Here is a 19558-nt window from a genome sequence, read left to right as displayed (position 1 = left end):
TGACAAGGTTCCGGGTGGCCTTTCCCAACCCGGAGCTTCCATGGTCCGCCGACCCGGTATGCCGAGCCTCCTGTGCGCCGCGCTCCTGATGGGCGCGTGCCGGACGAGGCCCGCCGACCCCCCGCCGCCTCCCGCGGCCACCGCCCCGGCCCCCACCCCCGCCTCCGCCGAGGCGCCCGTGCGCATCATGGGCCTCAGCCTCTCCCTCCTCGAGCCCGTGCCCCCCGAGCACTGCCGGTGGGTCCGGCTCGGGCTGGAGGGCGCCCGCGCGGAGCTCTTCACCTTCGAGGGTGCGTGCGAGCGCGCCCGGCTCTCGTGGAGCCACGATGGGGACAAGGGCGCCGTGCTCCTCTCGCGCCACGTCGAGACCCCCGAGCGCGCCTGGGTGGTGGACTTCACCTCCGGCCAGGGCGTCGAGCTCGCGCTGCCCTGGCCCGGGCACACCACGGACCTCGGCTTCGACCCCGAGGGACACCCCGTCGCGCTCGTCTCCCCCGAAGGCCTGACCACCGCCGCCGGGGAGCGGCCCGAGGCCCGCGCCTTCCTCCACGAGGGCAATGGCTGGCGGCTCCTGGAGTCGCTCGACGCGGCCCGGACACTCGGGCCCTCCACCTCGATGGACGACCCCGAGGCCCTCCGTGAGATGCCGAAGGTGGAGCGCGGCGGTGATGACCTCGCCGCGCTGGGCAACGCGTTTCCCCACAAGCGCTCCGGCGGGGATGGCGAGTGGGTCCTCGCGCGGACTTCGGGCGGGCCGCTCTTCTCCTGGAAGGCGCGCGCCGGACAGCCCGGCTCCTGCATGCCCCTGAGCTGGTACGAGGGCTCCCGGCTCGTCGAGCTCGAGCGCCTCGCGCTTCCCCCCGAGGCCTGCTTCCAGCTCTACCTGCGAGAGGACGTGCTCCTCGTCTCCGGCGAGGACGCCGCGCGCCTCTACGATGTGAAGCGGCACAAGTGGCTCGCCTCGGCCGACAAGGCCCTCGCGGCGCGCTTCTGGCCTCCGGTGCTGGTCACCGCCGCCGTCCCCCTGCCCTGAGCTCGTCTTCCCGCCCGCCCTCCTGTCTGCCGTCCCGGCGTCGTTGCCTCCCGGCGAGGGCATCCCGACCGTAGGGACTCGGAGGCATTCCATCATGGCCAACCAGGACAGACGCCCGCCCCCTCAGCCCGCCGAGGACATGTTCGGACGTCCCACGGATGTGCGGCACGACAAAGAGGAAGAGCAGCCCACCCGAGAGCAGCAGGGCGCCCACCAGCGGCCCCAGAATGCCAACGCGGACGAGTCCCGCGAGTCCTCTCGGGAGGAGCCCGAGAAGTAGCCACCCGCGTGCGGTGCGTGGGGGGACTCGTGTGCCGTGGGAGGCCTCCAGTATGGTCCTCCCATGCGCGCAGCCCTGCTCCTGAGCCTCCTGCTGCCTGGCCTCGCCCTGGCGGAGCCCTACGTGCCCCCGGCGGCCAGTGACATCGCCGGGTACTCGGAGAAGCTCCTCTGCCCGAAGGGCGTCGAGGACGACCCGGACACGGAGGAGGATGAGTGGCTCGAGCCGGACTGCCCCGCGCTGCGCGGCAAGTCGCTGCGCGAGCTGTCCCTCCTGCGCAACACCATCTTCGCCCGCTACGGCTGGGCGGGTTTCCGCAAGACCTGGCTGCGCGAGCACTTCCAACAGAAGCCCTGGTTCAAGCCCAACCCGGGCTTCTCCTACAAGCTGCTCTCGGACGTCGACCGCGAGAACGTGCAGGCCATCGCCCACCACGAGATGAACGTCACCTACCAGGACCTGGAGGAGAGGCGGGACAGCCTCCTGGCCAAGGCCGGCAAGTGGTGGGGCGATGCCCCGAAGTACGAGGACGAAAAGGGCCGCGAGCACCCCTCCTGCAACCCGAGCAACTTCATGGCGGCGGACGCCGAGCAGGAGATCGCCAACTCCAAGGACTGCATGTACCACCGCTCGCCGGCCATCTCCCGCGCGCCGGACTTCAAGAAGCTCGAGCCCCACGAGCGCATCGAGCTGGGCCTGCTCAGCCGCGCCATGGGGAGCTTCGCCTCGGACGACTCCTCACGCGGACAGATGGAGAAGTCCCTGGACGAGGTGCTCTCGCTCAAGGACCTGCGCGAGCTGTCCCTGCGCGACCTGCGCCTGCTGCGCAACACCCTCTACGCGCGGCGTGGGCGGCCCTTCAAGTCGCCCGTGCTGCAACGGCACTTCGCCCACATGCCCTGGTACAAGGCGGACCCGAGCTACACGGATGCGCGCCTCACGAAGAACGATCAGCGCAACGTGAAGCTCATCCAGTCGGTGGAGAAGGAGCTCGGCGGAGCCCTGAAGGACGAGGACTTCCTCATCCCCGATCCCGAGCACCGGAAGGACCCGCCCGACCCCGGCTTCATCTCCGGGGCTTGATGAGCCCTGACCGCCCCGGGTGGGCGGAACCGAGACAGCCGAACAGCACGCGCCGCACCGGGCTCCGGTCAGCGGATGAGCACCCGTCCGCCCTCGAGCCGCACCTCGGTGCCCAGGTCCTCGGAGAGGCTCTGGATGAGCTGCGCCACGCCCGGGTCGTCCGCGCGCCGGGGAGGCTCGCGCAGACCGGCCTGGAGGGGCACGGCCTCCACGTCCACCGCCGCCCCCGCCTCGTCGATGCGGAAGCGCAGCACGTAGGCGTCGCGCTCGTCCGTACAGCCGCAGGCGAAGGCCAGGTTGCCCAGCGAGTACGCGATGATGCCTCGCCCGTGCCGCTCGATTCCCTGCGGCGTGTGCGGACCGTGTCCCAACACCGCCGTGGCTCCCGCGTCGATGAGCTTCTCCGCCAGCCGCCGCTGGTCCTCCGAGGGCAACAAAGAGCCCGTGCGGCCCCAGTGCAGCGACACCAGCACCACCGCGCCCGCCTCGCGCGCCTGGCGCACCCGGGCCTCCAGCATGGACTCCTCTTCCGGAGACCAGCTCTCGGGCAGCTCGCGAGCGATGAGGCGAAGCTTGCGACCCCCGCGCTCCAGCTCCGCGTCCGTGGAGGAAGTGGCCGCCTGGATGCCCCGCTCGCGCAGCCGCGACACCGTCTCCGAGAGCCCCTTCTCCCCCTGGTCCAGCGCGTGGTTGTTGGCCAGGGAGACCACGTCCACGCGGCCCTTCAGCCACTTCGTGGCGATGGGAGGTGCGTTGAAGCGCAATGGCCCCGTGGGCTTCCCTCTGGCCGTGACACCGGACTCGCGGCCGGACTTCGTGATGGGGCCCTCCAGGTTCACGAAGCGCACGTCGCCCTCGAGCAACCGGGACAGTGGAGCCACGTGCGCCTCGGTGGAGAGTGAGCCCAAGTGCAGATCGCCCGCGGTGGAGACCGTCACGGGCGCGGCGCCCAGGCACAGCAGGAGGAGCCCGACCATGGACGAAGCCTACCTTCAACGGGTCTCCAGTTCCTGGAAGAGCACTCCGTCCAGCTCCAGGCGGTGCACCGCATCCACCAACCGCTCGCTCGCGATGATGTTCGTCCATCCCTGCCGCAGACGAAAGACATCGACGTCCACGGACAGGGAGGTGGCGTCGAGAATCATCCGTTCCGGACGTTTGAGGGGCTCGTCTCCGCAGGTGGGGCAGCGCGGCTTGAAGTCGGGAGGCAAGCAGTCGGAGTGATAGAGCCCGTGCGGCTCGAGTTGCAGTTCGAGCAATTGCGGATGGCTCTTCTGCCGGAAGCGCACGTTGATGGGACATCCCTGGAGGCCCCGGATTCCCGCCGCCTGGAGCCTCTCCAACGCCTCGCGACGCACGAAGAGCGTCCAGGGGTTCTGCATGTAGATCTGTCCGAAGTAGCCCGTTGCCGTCCCCTCCACCGGGCCGAACTTCGCCCCCGGCTCCAACGGGGTTCCCTTGGGGGCCAATGGACGCACCAGTTCGCGCAACCGGTCGAATTCCGCGAGCGAGACTGGCCACGCCTCATCGAACTTCGCGCTCTCCGGGAGACCCGAGACATCCACACAGGGATAGTGCAGCCCCACCACACCACCCGATGCACCACAGGCAGGGCACTTCTCCTTCACTCCTGGCAGTCCCCATCTGTGTCCGGCATCCAGGTAGCCCGTGTAACGCGGTGCCGGGTCTGCATCCATCAGGTAGAACTTCACGTGTCTCATTCCTCCGTACTGATCAGTCCTCAGGGAGAGAGAAGCTGGGGTCCCTCTGGGACAAGCGCGTGACCGTAAGGCACCAGGGACAGCGGCAGTAGGACGTGCGACGTGGGAACATGCTCGCCATACTTCCCCATGTCGTGAGCGGTATGCTCGCGACCCATGCGAATCCATCATCTGAACGGTGCGACACTGTGCATTCCCGCCAGCGGCCTGATGCTGGGCCGTTCGGGCAGGTGCATGGTGTGCCACTGCCTGCTCATCGAGACGAACGCGGGCCTGGTGCTGGTGGACACGGCGCTGGGGTTGCAGGACATCCAGGCAGAGTCCCACCGGAGCGTGCGGCAGGGTCTCGCGCCGCTGCGTCCGAAGCTGGACCCGGAAGAGACGATGGCGCGGCAGGTGGAGCGACTCGGCTACCGGCGCGAGGACGTGCGGCACATCGTGCTGACGCACCTGGACTCGGACCACGCGGGGGGCCTGCCGGACTTCCCGTGGGCGAAGGTACACGTGTACGCGAAGGAGCACGCGGCGGCGGCCGAGAGGCGGACCTTCAAGGAGCGGATGCGCTACCAGGAGGTGCAGTGGGCCCACGGCCCGGACTGGAAGCTGTACGAGGCGGCGCGGGGCGAGCGGTGGTTCGGCTTCGACTGCGTGCGCCAGTTGGAGGGCCTGCCGCCGGAGATCCTCCTGGTGCCGCTGACGGGGCACACGCGAGGACACTGCGCGGTGGCGGTGGACCGGGGAGACACGTGGCTGCTGCACGCGGGGGATGCCTTCTTCTTCCGCGGAGAGATGGACACGGAGCACCCGCACTGCCCCGCCGGACTGCGCCTGTTCCAGAACCTCATCCAGATGAACCGCCAGGAGCGGCTGCACAACCAGGAGCGGCTGCGTGAGCTGGCGCGGGAGCAGGCCGGCAAGGTGCGGGTGTTCTGCGCCCACGACGACGAGCAGTGGTGGCGGCTGGCCGGAGACACGGCCAGGACGCCGACTACTTCTTCGGCGGCGTAGACACCCGCTCGAGGGCCGAGGCGAAGCTCTTACGGCCAGGGTTGAGCGGCGCGTTCATCTGACGCTGCTCGCGCACCGAGGGGATAGGCGACTCCGTGGGGCCCTCCTGGGCCTCCTTGTCGAAGCGGTCCTGGCCTGCACCCACGCGGCGCAGGGGCTGGGTGCCGTAGACGCGACGGTAAGGGTCTCTGCCTGCCATGGCACTCCTCCGGGGTGAGAGAAGGAGATCATAGGCCGGACCGACCCGGGCTTCCATGGCGGGCTCGTCCCCAAGGCAGGCAGGCGTCCACTTGCGCTCGGAGCATTTACGAGCGATCACCCCGCCATCGGGTACCCTGCACCAGGAAGCCCCCGCCACCTCGCATGTCCTCCTCGTCGACAGCTCCGCTCGCCCCCGAGTCGGCCCTGCTCCGCGTCGCGCCTCCTCCCGAGGAGTCGCCCCTGCGTCGCGCCGAGCTGCGCCTCCAGGAGCTCCTCGCGGAGATCGACTCGCTCGACACGGAGCTCGACTCCCTCGGCCTGGAGCTGGAGCGCTTCGCCCGCGCCTACGAGGACACCCTCTCCGTCTCCTTCGACGAGGTGAGCCGCTCCGAACGGCTGCTGCGCCGGCTCCGCAACCTCCAGGACGCCGCCTCCGCCCTCACCCGCCTCCTCGAACAGCCCGCCCTCCCTCCGTCCGCTCCGCCCGAGCAGTCCTCGCGCACCGCCCCCGCTCCTGCCTCCGAGCGCCGCTCCCCATCTACCCAGGACGACTCCAGGAAGCGCGCTTCCCTCGAGGACGACGAGGACGAGGACCCCCTCGAGGACGAGGAGCCGCCCGAGGACGACGAGCCCTCCGAGGAGGACGTCCTGGCCGAGCGCGAGGACGAGGCGGTGGTCCTCAAGCGGCTCCATCGCCGGCTGGCGCGGCTGCTCCACCCGGACCTCGCGCAGTCGGACGAGGAGCGCACGCGGCTCGACTCCCTCATGGCCCGCGTCAACGTGGCCTACGAGGCGGGCGATCGCACCACGCTGGAGCTCATCGCCGCCAAGGTGGGCGCGGGCGACACCGCCGCGGACTCGCTCACCGATGAGGAGCGCCTGGCGCACCTCGAGCGCCGCATCCGCATCCTCTCCACCGCCGCCCACTCCCTGCGCCAGCAGCGCGAGAGCCTCCGCTCCACCGCCACCGCCCGCCTCTACGAAGAGGCCCGGCGCCGCGAGGCCGAGGGCCGTGACTACCTCGCCGAAACCCGCGCGGAGATGGAGGAGGAGGTCCACGGACTCGCCCAGGACGCGCGCGCCCGCATGCGCCAGCTCGAGCGCGCCGCGCGCACTCTCACTTCCCTGAGGAACAAGCGCATGTCCACGCTCGCCGAGAACGTCAAGGGCCGGAAGCTCCGCGCCTTCGACCCCGTGCAGGAGAGCCCCCTGGTGCGCCAGGGCGTGCTCCGCCTCGAGCGCCAGCGCGCCACGCCCGCCGCGCGCGAGCTCGCCCGCCGCCTCGAGGACGCCGTCACCCAGGAGCCCTGGCAGGTCGCCCTCACCCTCATGGCCTTCTTCGCCGAGGCCGCCGGCCGTCCGCCTCCGGGGCTCGACACCAGCGAGGCCTGGGCCGAGCGCTACGAGCTGCTGCGCGAGCTCGACATGCCGGACGCGCCCACCTACGACCAGGCCCTCACGCGGCTGCCGCGCCACCTGGAGCTCGGCATGCGCGTGATGAAGAAGGAGATCCGCTTCGGCCTGCAACTGCGCGAGGCCGAGCTGCTCGCCGCCGTGCCGCTGGCGCTCCAGCGCGCGGACGTGGCCGAGCTGGGCCGCTCCGTGCTCGCCGTCATCGGCCCCCAGGAGCAGTGCAAGCGCTGTGGCGAGGAGGTGCTCCTCCAGCACCTGCTGCGCACCCGCGGGCTCGACGAGCTCAACGGCATGCTCTGCCCCCTGTGCGCCCACGTGCAGAAGAGCTACTGGCTCTACAGCCGCTCCGAGGGCCAGGAGGCACTGCTGCCCCACGCGCTGCGGCTCGGCACCGTCGTCGAGCAGGGCCTGCGGCTGGCGGGCACCACGATTGGATTCCAGCTCCTCCCCGAGGAGCGCGAGGCCCTCACCGTGGACCAGCTCCGCCAGCGTTTCGTGGACCTGTACCTCCAGCCCTATGGCGTGGAGTTGGAGCCCACGCACGTGCGGCTCGTGCAGGGAGGCAAGGAGCTCGACGGGGAGACGCGGGTGGGCCGGGGCGCCATCACGCTGAAGCTGGCGCCCGAGGCCGGCACCTCCGAGAAGGAAGTCCTGGAGCTGCTGCGCTCGCGCATCGAGCGGCGCTTCCGTCCCGACTCCTCCAAGTGACAGGATGTGCTCCCTCGCCTCGCGGAGGACCTGCCGTGCGGCCTCGGGAACGTTATCCTCTGGCCGCCCGTAGACAGGGCAGTCCGTAGGAACCCATCGATGACTTCCAGCACCCGCCCCACCCCCGTGCCGAGCCACCGCCTGTCCGTCGCTCCGATGATGGACTGGACGGATCGCCACGACCGCTACTTCCTGCGCCTCATCTCCAGGCGCACGCGGCTCTACACGGAGATGGTCACCACCGGCGCCATCCTCCACGGCGACAAGGCGCGGCACCTCGACTACTCCCCGGAGGAGCACCCGCTCGCCCTGCAGCTCGGCGGCAGTGAGCCGGAACAGCTCGCCGAGTGTGCCCGCATCGCGGAGCAGTGGGGCTACGACGAGGTGAACCTGAACGTCGGCTGCCCCTCGGACCGGGTGCAGAACGGCATGTTCGGCGCGTGCCTCATGGCGAAACCGGAGCTGGTGGCCCGCTGCGTCGAGGCCATGCGCGGCGCCACCCGCCTGCCCGTCACGGTCAAGCACCGCATCGGCATCGACGACCTCGACTCGTACGAGCACCTCACGCACTTCATCCGCACGGTGAGCGGGGCGGGCTGCGACACCTTCATCGTGCACGCACGCAAGGCGTTCCTGCAGGGCCTCAGCCCCAAGGAGAACCGCGAGATTCCTCCGCTGCGCTACGAGGTGGTGCGGCAGCTCAAGGCGGACTTCCCGCACCTGACGCTCGTGCTCAACGGCGGCGTGAAGTCGCTGGACGAGGTGCGCGCGCACCTGGAGTGGGCCGATGGCGTGATGATCGGCCGCGAGGCGTACCAGAACCCGTACATGCTGGCGCTCGCGGACTCGCGGGTGTTCGGCGAGGAGGGCCCGGCGCCTACCCGGCGTCAGGTGGTGGAGGCCCTGATGCCCTACGTCGAGGGGCTGCTGTCGCGCGACGTGCACCTGTCGCGCGTCACGCGGCACATCCTGGGGCTCTTCGCGGGGCAGCAGGGCGCGCGTGGCTGGCGGCGGGTGCTGAGCGAGCGCGCCTGCCGGGCCGGAGCGGGGATGGAGGTCCTCCGGGACGCGCTCGCCCAGGTACCGGCGCACGTGCTCGACGAGCCGCCGGTCCCCGTGTCCGCCGCGGCGTGAACCCCGAGGGGCTCAGCCCTGCTGACGGCCCTCGATGGCGCACAGGAGCACCGCCGCCGCGATGCCCAGGCGGCGCTCCAGCTTCCCGCCCGTATCCATGGAGTAGTCCAGGTCGATCTTCTGGATGAAGGGGTTGAAGCGCTGGCGGAAGGTGAAGACCGGCGTGCCCCCCACCGTGGCCTGGAAGGTCTGCGGCACCAGGTTGGACAGGAAGCGCCGCACCAGCGCCAGCAGCATGCTGTCCTCCTGGATCATCCCCACCTCCTGATCGTTCACGTCGAGGATGAGCCACTCGTCGCGCAGGATGGACTTGAGGCCCTTGCGGCGCAGCGCGCCCAGCTTCTGGCCCGTGGACGAGTCGGTGACGTCGTAGGTGGCGCTGATGTCGAGGATGTTGCGGGCCTTGATGCTGAAGACCTCCTCCTGCATGTCCTCGCCGGTGAAGACGCGCAGGTCCTCCTTCAGCTTGAAGGCCTTCATCTTCGAGTAGAAGAGCACGTTGCCCGCTTCGTCGTAGATGTGGAAGGCGCCGCCGAAGAGCTTGAAGAACTTCCTGCGGATCATGTAGCGGCTCTGGCCGAAGCGGCCAGGGGCCAGGTCACTGCGCGGGCGCTGCTGGATTGCGGTCGACATGATGAGGTCCCCCTCTTTGGTGGGTCGAAGCGTGGGGCGCTGGTATAGCGCATCGCGGCATGAGGTCAGAACCCCCTCTTACCGTGAGTGAAAAGGAACCATCCGACACCCGGCCGGGACGGTGTATGCCCCCTCTCCCTCTGGGAGAGGGCTGGGGTGAGGGTATCCGCCCCCCGGGCTGGAGCCCGAGGCCAGCGCGCTACCGCGAGACATCGGAGGCGGGCATGAAGAGCACGCGCCCGCCGGAGCGGCGCTGATACGCGGCGGCATCCGGACACGACATGGGAGGAGGCTGACGGTCGGGGGGAACACCGTCCAACCAGACACGGCAGAGGCCTGGAGGAGGCAGACGGTCGGGAGGAACGCCACTGAAGTCAACGGGCCCATAATCCGTCGCCGAGACCTCGCCGGTCTGGAACGAACGGGGAGAGGTGGCGACGATCACCAGCCCTCCATGAGCGCGAGCCGTCCGGTGGGCGCGCGCGCAGGTCATCGAGGCGGGCTGCCGGTCGGGAGGGAGCCCGCGGTACCAGATGCGGCACAGGCCCTCCGGGGGAACGCGATCCGGAGGGACACTGAAGCGCATGGAGCCCGGAGGAGGATGCGCGGGAGGAGGCGGTTCTGGCGGGTGAGAAGGAGGGGGCGGCGGGGGAGGACGCGTCGGGCGAGGACGCTGGTGTCCGTGACGCGGATGGGACACGGAAATACAGCCGGACCCCATCAACAACACTCCGGCGAGAAGCACGTGAAGAATCTTCATGATGCGCGAGCTCCTGGAGAACACGGCCGGGGTGGACGGCTCGCGCCACCGCCCTATTCACCCGGAGTGCCCCACGGCGGTAACCCTTGACCCGAACGGCCCCACTCGCGCACATGGCGGCCATGCACACCGTCGCCCTGCTCTGCCTCGCCTTGCTCACCGCCGCTCCCGATGCCGGAACACCGGCTGCTGCGGGGACTCGCACCGATCCCACGTCCGAGGTGAACACAGTCCTGGATGACTGGCACAAGGCCGCCGCCCAGGCGGACGAGGCGCGCTACTTCAGCCACTTCACGCCGGAGGCGGTCTACCTGGGCACGGATGGCAGCGAGCGCTGGACGCGGGACGAGTTCCGCGCGTGGGCCAGGCCCTACTTCGCGCGAGGCAAGACCTGGAACTTCACGGCGGTGTCGCGACACGTGAGCTTCTCGAAGGATGGCACGGTGGCGTGGTTCGACGAGGCGCTCTCGACGACGAACATGGGGCCGGCGAGAGGCTCGGGAGTGCTGGTGAAGGACGGGAGCACGTGGAAGCTCGCACAGTACAACCTCTCGATTCCCATCCCGAACGATCTGCTGGAGGACTTCAAGAAGCGCATCGAGGCCCACGAGAAGAAGCGCACCCCGCCCAAGGGCAAATAGCCGTTCCAAGGGCCCACGCAGATTCCTGGGAGGACGCACATGCTCGCGGTCCTGTTGCTGCTACTCGCACAAGCTCCGTGCGCACCGTTCGAGACATCGGCGCTATGCGGCTGCAAGCAACGAATCGCCACCTCGTGCGAGGCGTTGCGACAGACCCACCCGAAGCTGGCCGAGCAGTTGGAACACGCGGCCATGGAAGCAGCGAAGGTGGAGGCCGCCCGAAAGGCGGCCGACACACTCCGGACCGAGGGCCAATCATCCCCCGCCGCCCCCGAACCTCCCGATTGCAAGGGGCAGTTGCATCACATCATCTCCCGGCCCATCGCCCAGGCGTTGGAGAAGCACGACACACTTCGCGGCCATTACACCGCGCGCGACCCGCGCTTCGTCACCCGGGCCGTGGATGAAGAGGCCCACTGCGGCTATCAGGACTGGCACCGGAAGGTGGACGAGGAGGTCATCAAGTGGCTCGAGGAATACACCCGAGCCACACCGAAGCAGTTCGAGACCTTCCTTCGACAGCTCTACAACCGGCCGGACATACGTGCGAAGTTCCCCCATGGATTCTGAGTCATCGGTCACCCCGCGCTTCTTCGTCCTGGAGAAGGGCGTCCTCGGGTCCCGCTACGATGTCGAGGTGGACGAGCTCGAGCCCGTCAACCGAGGAGAGGCCGCTCGCTGCCCACGGTGCAATGGCGCCATCGGGATGAGGCCGTGGCTTCCGCCCCACCGTGCCGGGTTGGTTCTGCACGGCGAGGAGCTCGGAGATTTCATCAAGGTCAGCGGGCATGACGTCCTCGTCTCCGAACGGTTCGCCCAGGCATTCCGAGCCGAGGGGCTGACAGGACTCCAGGGCTTCCACCCGGTGGAGGTGGTGCGGGTGCACCGCAAGCGGCGCGGCCCCAAGCCCACCCTCATTCCCCATTACCTGGCCGTCACGGCCTGCTTCGGCCGCGCAGCGGTGGACCTGGCGCACAGCCACATCCACTACGACGAGCCCCCCACATGCGAGGAGTGCCGCTACCTGCACAAGGAGGCCATCCATGGCTTCACCCTGGAGCCCGGCACCTGGCGGGGAGAGGACATCTTCCGTCCCCGGGGCCTGTACGGGTCCCTCGTGGTCTCCGAGCGCTTCGAGCACTTCGTTTCGCGGCACGGGCTCACCAACATGCGACTGACGCCCACCGAGCAGTACGTCTGGGATCCGCTAGCACCCCAGGAGAAGGAGTAGCCCCCACCCCGTCCATTCGAAAAGACGAGGGAGGAAGAGGCCGTGGCCTCCTCCTCCCGGGTCTACTCAGTGACAGGACCCTCGCGGGCCTCAGCGGCTACTGGGCCTTGGAGGCGTTGACGCGGTTCTGGTAGTCCTTGTGCCAGGCCTTGGGCAGACGCTCCAGCACGGCGACCGGCTGCTCCTGCTTGGGCATCTGCAGCTCGTCCTGCATGCTCAGGTCACCCACCAGGAAGCCACCGGCGAACAGCGTGCGGCCGTTCTTGCCCACCGCGAGCAGCTCCTGATCCGTGCCCAGCCGCAGGTTGTACACCCGCTGCTTGTCCGCGGCGACCTGGGTGATGGACGTCAGCGTGGCCACGCCCTTGTCCGTCTTCACCTGGTCCTTCACCTTCAGGTTCTTGGTGGCCACCACCTCGCCCGTGGACTTGATGACCGGGTGCATCTCGGTGAGCGTCACGTCGTGGCCGGCGTCGTCGCGCAGGCGGTAGAGCGGCTTGATCTCATTGCCGCGCGCCACGTCCGTGACCGTCAGCACCGAGCCCTTCGCATCCGCCACCACCTTGTCACCCTGCTTCACCTGCTCCACCGGCACCACGCGGCCGTCGGCCAGCTTCACGCTCGTGCCCTCGGCCATGCAGCTGTTCCAGAAGTAGATGTTCGTGGCGCCGCCCGTGGCCGGGGTCGGGTAGGGGATGAAGAACCGCTTGGTGACCGAGTTGCAGCTCACCGTACCGGAGATGAGCAGGCTGTAGCGGGTCAGCTCGTTGACGATCGTCTCCGCGGCGCAGCTCGCCGGGCTGGTGCCGGCGCCCGCGGTGTTGAACAGCCGGTTCATGTTCGTCAGCACGTTGATGTTGCTCGTCAGGCCACCCGTGGGGATGGAGCCGAGGAACTGCGTCTCGTTGAGGCAGGTGCGGCCCGTCACGCCGGCGATGAGCTGGATGCGCGCGCGGTCGATGCTGGTGATGACGCACTTGAAGCCGCCGCTGGCACCACCGCTCAGGGTGCCCCGGATGGGCACGTAGAGGTTCTGGTAGTTGTAGGGCGCGCTGAAGGCCCAGTAGTCTGCGGTGTTCAGGACACCCGGAGAGGTGGGCAGCGAGGCCGCCACGCCCGAGGGAGCGGCCGGGTAGGGCACCAGCCTGCCGGACGAGTAACCCGCCACCGCGTAGTCACAATCCGCGCCGCCGCGCAGCTGGCACGCGATGATCTCCGCCCGGGCCGCGCCGACGAGCACCTTGCGCGGGTGGCTCAGGCTCAGCGAGGGCTGGGAGTCGACGGCCGCCGCGCGCTCCACGATGTAGGAGGTCTGATCCAGCGTGGCGCCCACGGCCATCAACAGCGACTCCATGCGCAGCCCACGGCCCTTGCCGGTGGCCACCGTGGCCGGCGCGGTGACGGAGTTGAAGTTCAGGCCGCCGCCGTACTCCTCACCCGAGGCCGACGTGAGCTGCCGGGTGTCGGTCTCCGCGTCATTCACGTCGTAGTTGACGAGGTCGGCGTAGACGTAGTCGGCGCCGTCCTTACACGCCACCTCCACCACCGGGTAGAAGGTGGTGTAGCCATTGGCCGTCACCGGGGGCTGGGTGTACCGGAGGAAGTGATTGCACCAGGAGTCGGTCGTGCCGAGGCTCGCCACGTCCTTGCCTCGCGTCAGGGCCCGCTCGCGCATGTAATCCAGGCGCTTGAAGAGCTCCGGGGAGTTCTCCGTGGTCTTTCCAGCCGACTTCAGCCGGCTCCGCAGGAAGGCCCAGTCCTGCTCATCCGACAGGTCCAGATCGATTTGATAGACATCCGGCTGCCGGGTGGCCTCATCGAACTTCCGCACCAGCCGCTCCGACTGCTCGGGATCTCCGGCCGGCGCGTACAGCGTGTTGCTCCAGCCAGCCGTCATCAGCATCACGCCCGAAAGCGGAACGAGCCGAGCCACCTGCTTCCACTTGGACTGAGTCCTGGTCTGCATTCCTTCTCCCCTCTTTGGTGGATACACACAGCGCGTGAGATGTCTACACGCGGAGTGTGACTGTAAATAGGTTTTAAGGAATTGCAACGGGTTTTCTCGAAACCATGAGGAAACGAGATTTTCAGAGCTGCGTCAGGCTCTCATGGAGCCGTGAGGGCACCAAAATTTCACAACATTGGAACTCATGAACTCCTGGTGAGAACCGCCAGACTCCAGTACACAGTCCACTTCACCGCGCGTGTTTGTCTGAGTTCAACCATGCCGTAATTTTCGAATAGGACATGGACACGTATGTGCAATCAATCCCGCACATCCCTCTCTCAATCGCCCCACACCCGCTGCCGGGTCTTCCTGCGAGGAGCGCTGCTCTTCTCCTCGTTGATGCTCATCACGGCCTGCACCTCCGGTGGGGAGCAGGGAGAACCAGACGCGAGCAGTCCCGTGGACGCGAGCGGTCCCCTGGATGCGAGCAGCCCCCTGGATGCCAGCAGTCCCCTGGAGGACGGAGGCAGTGAGCCGCCCTCCGACGCGGGCTCGGACGCCGGAACCCCGGAAGTGGATGCGGGCGGTGAGCCGCCCCCCGACGCGGGCTCGGACGCCGGAGTGCTCCTGAACCCAGGCACCGTGTGCAGCACGGATGAATGGTGCTGGGCCAACCCCACGCCATACGGAGAGCCCGTGAGGTCCACCTGGGGCTCGGCCGCCAACGCCTTCTGGGCCGGCGGCGCCGGAGGCCACGCGCTGCATTGGAATGGCTCACGTTGGACGGCGTGGCACACCGGCCTCTCGCAGGACCTGAGCGTCCTGTCCGGCTCCAGCGCCTCCGACATCTGGGCGGGCGGCGCCACCGGGGACATGACGCACTGGGATGGCGAGAACTGGAGCGTCGTGCCCTTCGCGCCCGTCTCGGCCCGCGCCGGCCTCTCCATCCTCTCTCCCACGGACGGGTGGATGACCCAGACGCCCACCAGCACCGGGGCCACGGACGGGCGCGTCTGGCGCCTGACGGCCTCCGGTTGGAAGGCCGTGGACAACGCCTCGGGCTGGAACCTCTCCGCGCTCTGGGGCCTGTCCTCGACGGAGGTCTGGGCCCTCGCCGGTGGCACGGGCCTCTCGCGGTGGGATGGCACGGGCTGGAAGGGCGCGGCCGCGCTCCCGGGGCTCGGTTCGCCGGGCGAGCGCTACTCCGCGTTGTGGATGGCTCCGGGCGGCACCGCCGGCTGGGCCGTGGCCACCACGGGAGCCATCGCCCGTTGGACGGCCGCCTCGGGCTGGGTGGCCGTGCCCTCGCCCCTCGCGGTCCGCCTCAACGGCGTGTGGGGGAGTGGTCCCGATGACGTGTGGTTGGTGGGCAACGCGGGCACGCTCCTGCACTGGAACGGCAAGTCGCTCTCGCGGGTCGACTCCGGCACCCAGGCCGATCTGCTCGCGGTGCGGGGCACCGGGCCGCACGATGTCTGGGTATTCACCAGCACCGGCGCCATGTTGCACCGTGATGCGCGCGGGTGGAGCCTGTTCGAGCGCAACCTGGCGCCCGGGGTGAGCTGGAGTGCCATCACCGGAACGGACCCGGAGCATGTCTGGGTGTTCGGCGCCAAGGGCTCCGAGGGGGCCGCCCTCGCCTGGAATGGCGCGGCCTGGAAGGTGACCCCGCCCCCTCCGGGTCCGGTGCGCGCCGCCTGGGCCGCGGGACCCGAGGACGTCTGGGCCATTGGCGCCCAGGCCTGGCGATGGGATGGAAAGCAGTGGACCTCCCATGCACTGCCGAAGGGGCTGGAGCCCCATGGAATCCATGGCACCGGCCCCTCGGACATCTGGCTCGTCGGCAAGGAAGGAAGGCGCGCGGTGTGGACCGGCAAGGAGTGGGTGGATGCCGGCGCGGGGGACTTCGCCCTCCATGACGTCTGGGGCCTGACGCCCGAGTACTACTGGGCCGTCGGAGACGCGGGAGACCTCGAGTTCTACAACGGCGCGGAGTGGACGCCCGCTGGCGCCTCGGTCACGCCCCACGCGCTGCGCGCCGTCTGGGGCAGTGCCGCGGATGACCTCTGGGCGGTGGGAGACCAGGGCGTGCTGGTGCATTACAACGGGTCGACCTTCGAGGTGGACACCACCAGCGCGGCGGGTCTGCAACTCAAGGACGTGTGGGGCAGTGGCCACGACGATGTCTGGGCGGTGGGCGAGGGTGGCGCGCTGCTCCACTACGACGGCACCCGCTGGCGGCGCCAGGTCAGCGGAACGGCCCACACGCTGGTGGGCATCTGGAGCACCCGCACCGGCGCGTGGACCGTGGGCGGCAACGGCCAGGTCCTGCAACACCAGCGCTAGGCCCGGGAAGGCCGGGTCCCGCTCCACGTCCGGGAGCGGGACCTGGTGGCCGGCCACCGCTCCGGCTCAATACATGATGGGGCACTGGGGCCGGAGCATGATGGGGCCGGACGTGCCGTCACAGGTGGGCCGGCAGGACACACCGTCGCAGTACTCGTTCGAGCCACAGCAGACACCGTTGCACAGCCATCCACCATCGGGGCAGCAGACGCGCCCGCCCGAGTAGCACCAACCATTTCCGCCACAGGAATCGGAGCTGGTGCAGGAGTCGCCGTCCTCGCACCAGGAGCCCGCGGGTTTGGGCGCATACTGGCAGGTGCCGTTGCTGCAGGTACCGGGGGAGGCGTAGCACTGCCCCGGGGGGCTGTTGCAGGCCATGGGAGTGCCCTGGCAGACGCCGCTGGCGCCGCAGGTGTCGCTCACGGTGCACGCGTTCCCGTCATCACAGGCCGCGCCCGAGGGCTTCATCGTGTACACGCAGGTGGAGCCCGCGCAGGTGCCATTGCGCTCGTGACACGGGCTCGGCGGGGTGTTGCAGGGGCCGCACGTCGACGGCACGCCGATGATGTCGAGTTGGAAGAGGCCACACGCCGAGCCCTTCCCATCCACGGTGATGCGGAGCTCCTGGTTGGCGGCCAGGTTCAAGGTGACCGACGACTGGCGCGTACCGGCCGCGTCGTCACCGCACCCGAGCGGCACGCTGTCGCTCCAGCGGGTGACCTGCAACACCGTGTCGAAGTTGGTCCCGGGCCCTTGCGTGCTGAAGGTGAACGTCCCGTCATAGGGGGAGATCCAATGATGGTTGAAGTCCGAGGCCTGGCTGCTGGCACAGGTGGGAGACACCTCGTTCGCCGCGCCGCAGGTCCGCCCGAGGGAGACACCGCTGCCCGTGCGCAGCCGGATGTCGATGTATGAGGAGGACACGGAGAGCGCCGACGTGTTGACGGCCAGCGCGGTCTCCGGCTCCGGGGGGACCTGCGAGACAGGTACCTGACAGGCCGAGCACAGCACGCAAAGCAGGGGCACTGCGGCCCGGGTGAGGGCTTGCAAGGAATGACGCGGCATCGCTGCTCCTGGCGAGAGGATGAGCGTCAATGATACCTGCGATGAGAACTTCTATGCGAGGCTTTGGCGGCGCGACCCGGGCGCGGCTCAGAAGTCGTCGACGGGATCCGGGTAGACCTCCTCTTCCTCTTCCTCCTCCGCGGGAGCCGCGCCCCGGTTCCGGCCCCTGCCCTGGGGCTCGGGCGGAGCCGCGTCCGGGCCCACCACGTACCACTGCCGGCCCTGCTGCACGCGCTTGAGCAGCCCGTCCTGCTCCATGGCCGCCAGCAGCTTCGCGAAGGTGGAGAAGCCGTGGTCGCGCTCGTCGAAGTCCGGCTCCTTGCGGACGATGGTCTCCTTGATGAGCGACGGATTGACCGGCCCGGTGGCTCGCGACAACAGACGCTGCACCACCTCCAGCACGATGTCCGGCACCTCGGCCTTCGAAGCCTCGGCCTTGCCCTTGCCACCGTGCGCCTGCTCCTTCGCCTGGCGCTCACCGGCTCCGTGCCCCTTGCCCTGCTTGCGGCCTCGCCCGCCCTCTTCGTGCTCGTGGGCGCGCTTCTCCTTCTCCTTTTCCTTCTCCGCACGGGTGCGGGGCCGCAGGTAGATGAACTCGTCGCAGGCCTTCACGAAGAGGGGGCTGGTCGCCTCCTTCACCGCGAGCCCGATGAGCTGACGGCCGTTCTCTCGCAGCTTGTACGCCAGCGGGCAGAAGTCGCTGTCTCCCGAGGCGATGGCGAAGGTGTCGATGTGCTCGCGCGCGTAGCACAGCTCCAGCGCGTCGATGACCAGGCGCATGTCCGCGCCGTTCTTCCCCGAGCGCGTCGAGGGCGGCACGTCGATGAGCTCGACGCCGAACTCGTGCAGGTTGCCCTTGGCTTCCTTGAAGCGGGACCAGTCGCAGTAGGCGCGGCGGAACACCACCTTGCCCCGCTCCAGCAGCCGGTCCATGGCGGGCTGCAGGTCGAAGTTGGCGGCGGAGAAGCCGGTGTTCGTCACCAGGTTCTCGAAGTCCAGGAACAGCGCGATGCGGTGGTCGGTCTTATCGTCCAAGAAGGTCTCTGCGGAAGGTGTTATCCGGGGTAGACCCTACCCTCAACACGCACCGGCTCCACCAACTTCCTGAAGCGGGTTTATGCTGCCAGACAGGAGCACGAGCCGGCGGGTCCCCGAGGCGAGGGCGCCAGACTCAGCGCCACAGCGTGTCGCAGAAGCGGTCCAGCCTCGCGAGGGCCTCGGGCATGTTCGTGCGGCCCAGCCCCAACCGGAAGTGGTTGCCCGGGAAGTCATACACGTCCGCGGGCAGCAGCAGCACGCCTTCCTTCTCCACCAGCCGCAGGCAGAACTCGCCCACCGGCATGTCGCGCAACAGCTTCACGAAGGCCACGCTCCCCGCCCTCGGGCGCACCCAGCGGAACGTGTCCGCCCGCCGGGCGAAGAAGTCATCCAGCAGCGCCAGGTTGCGCGTGAGGATGTCGCGGCTGCGCGCCAGCACCCGCTCCTTCGCCCTCAGGGCAATCAAGGACAACACCTCGCTCGGCGCCGAGTTGCAGATGCTCGTGTAGTCCTTGTACGCCGCGCACCGCTCCAGCAGCGCCGTGTCCCGCCCCACCAGCCACCCCACCCGCAGCCCCGCCAGCGCGAACGACTTCGACATCGCCCCCACGCTCAGCGCCCGGCCCGACAGCTCCACCGCCGCGGGCAGCCGGTCCCCGGCGTCGTACTCGAGCATCCGATACACGTCGTCCGCCAGCACGTACACCCCGCGCTCCTCCGTCAGCTCGAGCAGCGCCTTCCACGTGGCCGCGTCCGGCAGCGCCCCCGTCGGGTTGTGCGGGAAGTTCACCACCAGCAGCTTCGTGTGTGGCCGCAGCTCGCGCTTCACCGCCTCCAGGTCCAACCGCCAGCCGTCCTCCTCGCGCAGCCGCAGCGGCGACACCTCCGCCCCCGCCGCCCTCGCCACCTCGTGCAGCGACTGGTACCCCGGCCACGTCACCACCGCGTGGTCCCCCGGCCCCAGCAGCACGTTCATCAGCACGAAGATGGCCTCCTCCGCTCCCGCGAAGGTCAGCACCTGCTCCGCCGACACGCCCTGGTACAACCGGGAGATCTCCTCGCGCAGCACCGGCAGGCCCAGCGTCTCCGTGTAGCCCAGCGTCAGCCGCTCCCAGCGCTCGCGCCCGTCCTCGTCCGCCAGCGCGAGCAGCTCGCTCATCCGCCAGCCCTCGATGTCCGAGCTGCACAGCAGGTAGGGGGCCTTGAACTCCCACTGGGAGAAGAACCGCTCGAGCTTGAAGTCCGGGATGCGCATGCCCCCTCGCTATCGCGAGCCTGGCGGCTTTGCAAAGAACGCCGGCCTCTCCTCACGCCC

At 69.2% G+C, this 19558-nt stretch carries 18 protein-coding genes and 1 pseudogene; 10 read left to right on the top strand and 9 right to left on the bottom strand.

Features of this window, described 5'->3' with window-relative positions:
* The first annotated feature begins 40 nt into the window (after positions 1-40).
* From NR810_RS47890 to NR810_RS47880, 3 genes are all read left to right on the top strand, one after another.
* Entirely contained in the window at positions 41-1033 is a 993-nt protein-coding gene (locus tag NR810_RS47890) for a hypothetical protein (protein ID WP_257462523.1), read from the top strand.
* A 94-nt stretch (positions 1034-1127) separates the two neighbouring features.
* Positions 1128-1313, top strand: coding sequence for a hypothetical protein (locus NR810_RS47885; protein WP_257462522.1), 186 nt, complete (start codon positions 1128-1130; stop codon positions 1311-1313).
* Between the two features lie 63 nt (positions 1314-1376).
* The gene (locus NR810_RS47880) at positions 1377-2396 is read left to right on the top strand and encodes a YARHG domain-containing protein (protein ID WP_257462521.1); all 1020 of its coding nucleotides are present in this window, start codon (positions 1377-1379) and stop codon (positions 2394-2396) included.
* A gap of 68 nt (positions 2397-2464) precedes the next feature.
* On the opposite strand, the gene NR810_RS47875 is transcribed toward NR810_RS47880, so the two are convergent.
* Positions 2465-3373 (bottom strand): CapA family protein, encoded by a 909-nt coding sequence (locus tag NR810_RS47875; protein WP_257462520.1) that lies wholly within the window; start codon positions 3371-3373, stop codon positions 2465-2467.
* 15 nt (positions 3374-3388) lie between these two features.
* Positions 3389-4108 carry a SitI6 family double-CXXCG motif immunity protein gene (gene sitI6, locus NR810_RS47870; RefSeq protein WP_257462519.1) on the bottom strand — a complete coding sequence of 240 codons (720 nt, stop codon included), beginning with the start codon at positions 4106-4108 and terminating at the stop codon, positions 3389-3391.
* A gap of 165 nt (positions 4109-4273) precedes the next feature.
* Between sitI6 and NR810_RS47865 the strand changes: the two genes are divergently transcribed.
* Positions 4274-5125, top strand: coding sequence for an MBL fold metallo-hydrolase (locus NR810_RS47865; protein WP_257462518.1), 852 nt, complete (start codon positions 4274-4276; stop codon positions 5123-5125).
* On the opposite strand, the gene NR810_RS47860 is transcribed toward NR810_RS47865, so the two are convergent.
* The gene (locus NR810_RS47860; protein ID WP_257462517.1) at positions 5106-5324 is read right to left on the bottom strand and encodes a hypothetical protein; all 219 of its coding nucleotides are present in this window, start codon (positions 5322-5324) and stop codon (positions 5106-5108) included. The two genes, NR810_RS47865 and NR810_RS47860, sit on opposite strands and share 20 nt — an antisense overlap.
* A 164-nt stretch (positions 5325-5488) precedes the next feature.
* Here NR810_RS47860 and NR810_RS47855 point away from each other — a divergent pair, with 164 nt between their 5' ends.
* Complete coding sequence (locus tag NR810_RS47855; protein ID WP_257462516.1) at positions 5489-7447, top strand: coiled-coil domain-containing protein; 1959 nt, start codon at positions 5489-5491, stop codon at positions 7445-7447.
* Positions 7448-7546: 99 nt separating this feature from the next.
* Positions 7547-8581 carry a tRNA dihydrouridine(20/20a) synthase DusA gene (gene dusA / locus NR810_RS47850; protein ID WP_257462515.1) on the top strand — a complete coding sequence of 345 codons (1035 nt, stop codon included), beginning with the start codon at positions 7547-7549 and terminating at the stop codon, positions 8579-8581.
* Positions 8582-8593: 12 nt separating this feature from the next.
* Here the strand turns inward: dusA and NR810_RS47845 are convergent, their stop codons facing one another.
* Both NR810_RS47845 and NR810_RS47840 read right to left on the bottom strand, forming a co-directional pair.
* Positions 8594-9214 (bottom strand): LURP-one-related/scramblase family protein, encoded by a 621-nt coding sequence (locus NR810_RS47845; RefSeq protein WP_257462514.1) that lies wholly within the window; start codon positions 9212-9214, stop codon positions 8594-8596.
* 199 nt (positions 9215-9413) lie between these two features.
* Positions 9414-9800 carry a hypothetical protein gene (locus tag NR810_RS47840; RefSeq protein WP_257462513.1) on the bottom strand — a complete coding sequence of 129 codons (387 nt, stop codon included), beginning with the start codon at positions 9798-9800 and terminating at the stop codon, positions 9414-9416.
* A 296-nt stretch (positions 9801-10096) separates the two neighbouring features.
* On the opposite strand from NR810_RS47840, the gene NR810_RS47835 reads away from it, so the two are divergent.
* The 3 genes and pseudogenes from NR810_RS47835 (at position 10097) to NR810_RS47825 (ending at position 11846) form a co-directional block, all read left to right on the top strand.
* Positions 10097-10615 (top strand): nuclear transport factor 2 family protein, encoded by a 519-nt coding sequence (locus tag NR810_RS47835; RefSeq protein ID WP_257462568.1) that lies wholly within the window; start codon positions 10097-10099, stop codon positions 10613-10615.
* Positions 10616-10903: 288 nt separating this feature from the next.
* Positions 10904-11185, top strand: a pseudogene (locus tag NR810_RS53095) (AHH domain-containing protein); the annotation flags it as partial.
* Positions 11175-11846: an imm11 family protein gene (locus NR810_RS47825; RefSeq protein WP_257462511.1), complete on the top strand. Its 672-nt coding sequence runs from the start codon at positions 11175-11177 to the stop codon at positions 11844-11846. The pseudogene NR810_RS53095 and the gene NR810_RS47825, both read left to right, overlap by 11 nt.
* A 97-nt stretch (positions 11847-11943) precedes the next feature.
* Here the strand turns inward: NR810_RS47825 and NR810_RS47820 are convergent, their stop codons facing one another.
* Positions 11944-13812 carry a Hint domain-containing protein gene (locus NR810_RS47820; RefSeq protein WP_257462510.1) on the bottom strand — a complete coding sequence of 623 codons (1869 nt, stop codon included), beginning with the start codon at positions 13810-13812 and terminating at the stop codon, positions 11944-11946.
* 291 nt (positions 13813-14103) lie between these two features.
* Here NR810_RS47820 and NR810_RS47815 point away from each other — a divergent pair, with 291 nt between their 5' ends.
* Positions 14104-16140 carry a hypothetical protein gene (locus NR810_RS47815; RefSeq protein ID WP_257462509.1) on the top strand — a complete coding sequence of 679 codons (2037 nt, stop codon included), beginning with the start codon at positions 14104-14106 and terminating at the stop codon, positions 16138-16140.
* 66 nt (positions 16141-16206) lie between these two features.
* Here the strand turns inward: NR810_RS47815 and NR810_RS47810 are convergent, their stop codons facing one another.
* The 3 genes from NR810_RS47810 to NR810_RS47800 form a co-directional block, all read right to left on the bottom strand.
* Positions 16207-17205, bottom strand: a complete 999-nt coding sequence (locus NR810_RS47810; protein ID WP_257462508.1) for a hypothetical protein — start codon at positions 17203-17205, stop codon at positions 16207-16209.
* Positions 17206-17292: 87 nt separating this feature from the next.
* The gene (locus tag NR810_RS47805; protein ID WP_257462507.1) at positions 17293-18240 is read right to left on the bottom strand and encodes an NYN domain-containing protein; all 948 of its coding nucleotides are present in this window, start codon (positions 18238-18240) and stop codon (positions 17293-17295) included.
* Between the two features lie 136 nt (positions 18241-18376).
* Positions 18377-19498: an aminotransferase class I/II-fold pyridoxal phosphate-dependent enzyme gene (locus NR810_RS47800; protein WP_257462506.1), complete on the bottom strand. Its 1122-nt coding sequence runs from the start codon at positions 19496-19498 to the stop codon at positions 18377-18379.
* Positions 19499-19558: the final 60 nt, after the last annotated feature.

It is taken from the genome of Archangium lipolyticum (assembly GCF_024623785.1).
GTDB lineage: Bacteria > Myxococcota > Myxococcia > Myxococcales > Myxococcaceae > Archangium > Archangium lipolyticum.
The sequence above is the reverse complement of the archived record's forward strand: the minus strand, read 5'-3'. Positions and strand labels throughout refer to the sequence as shown.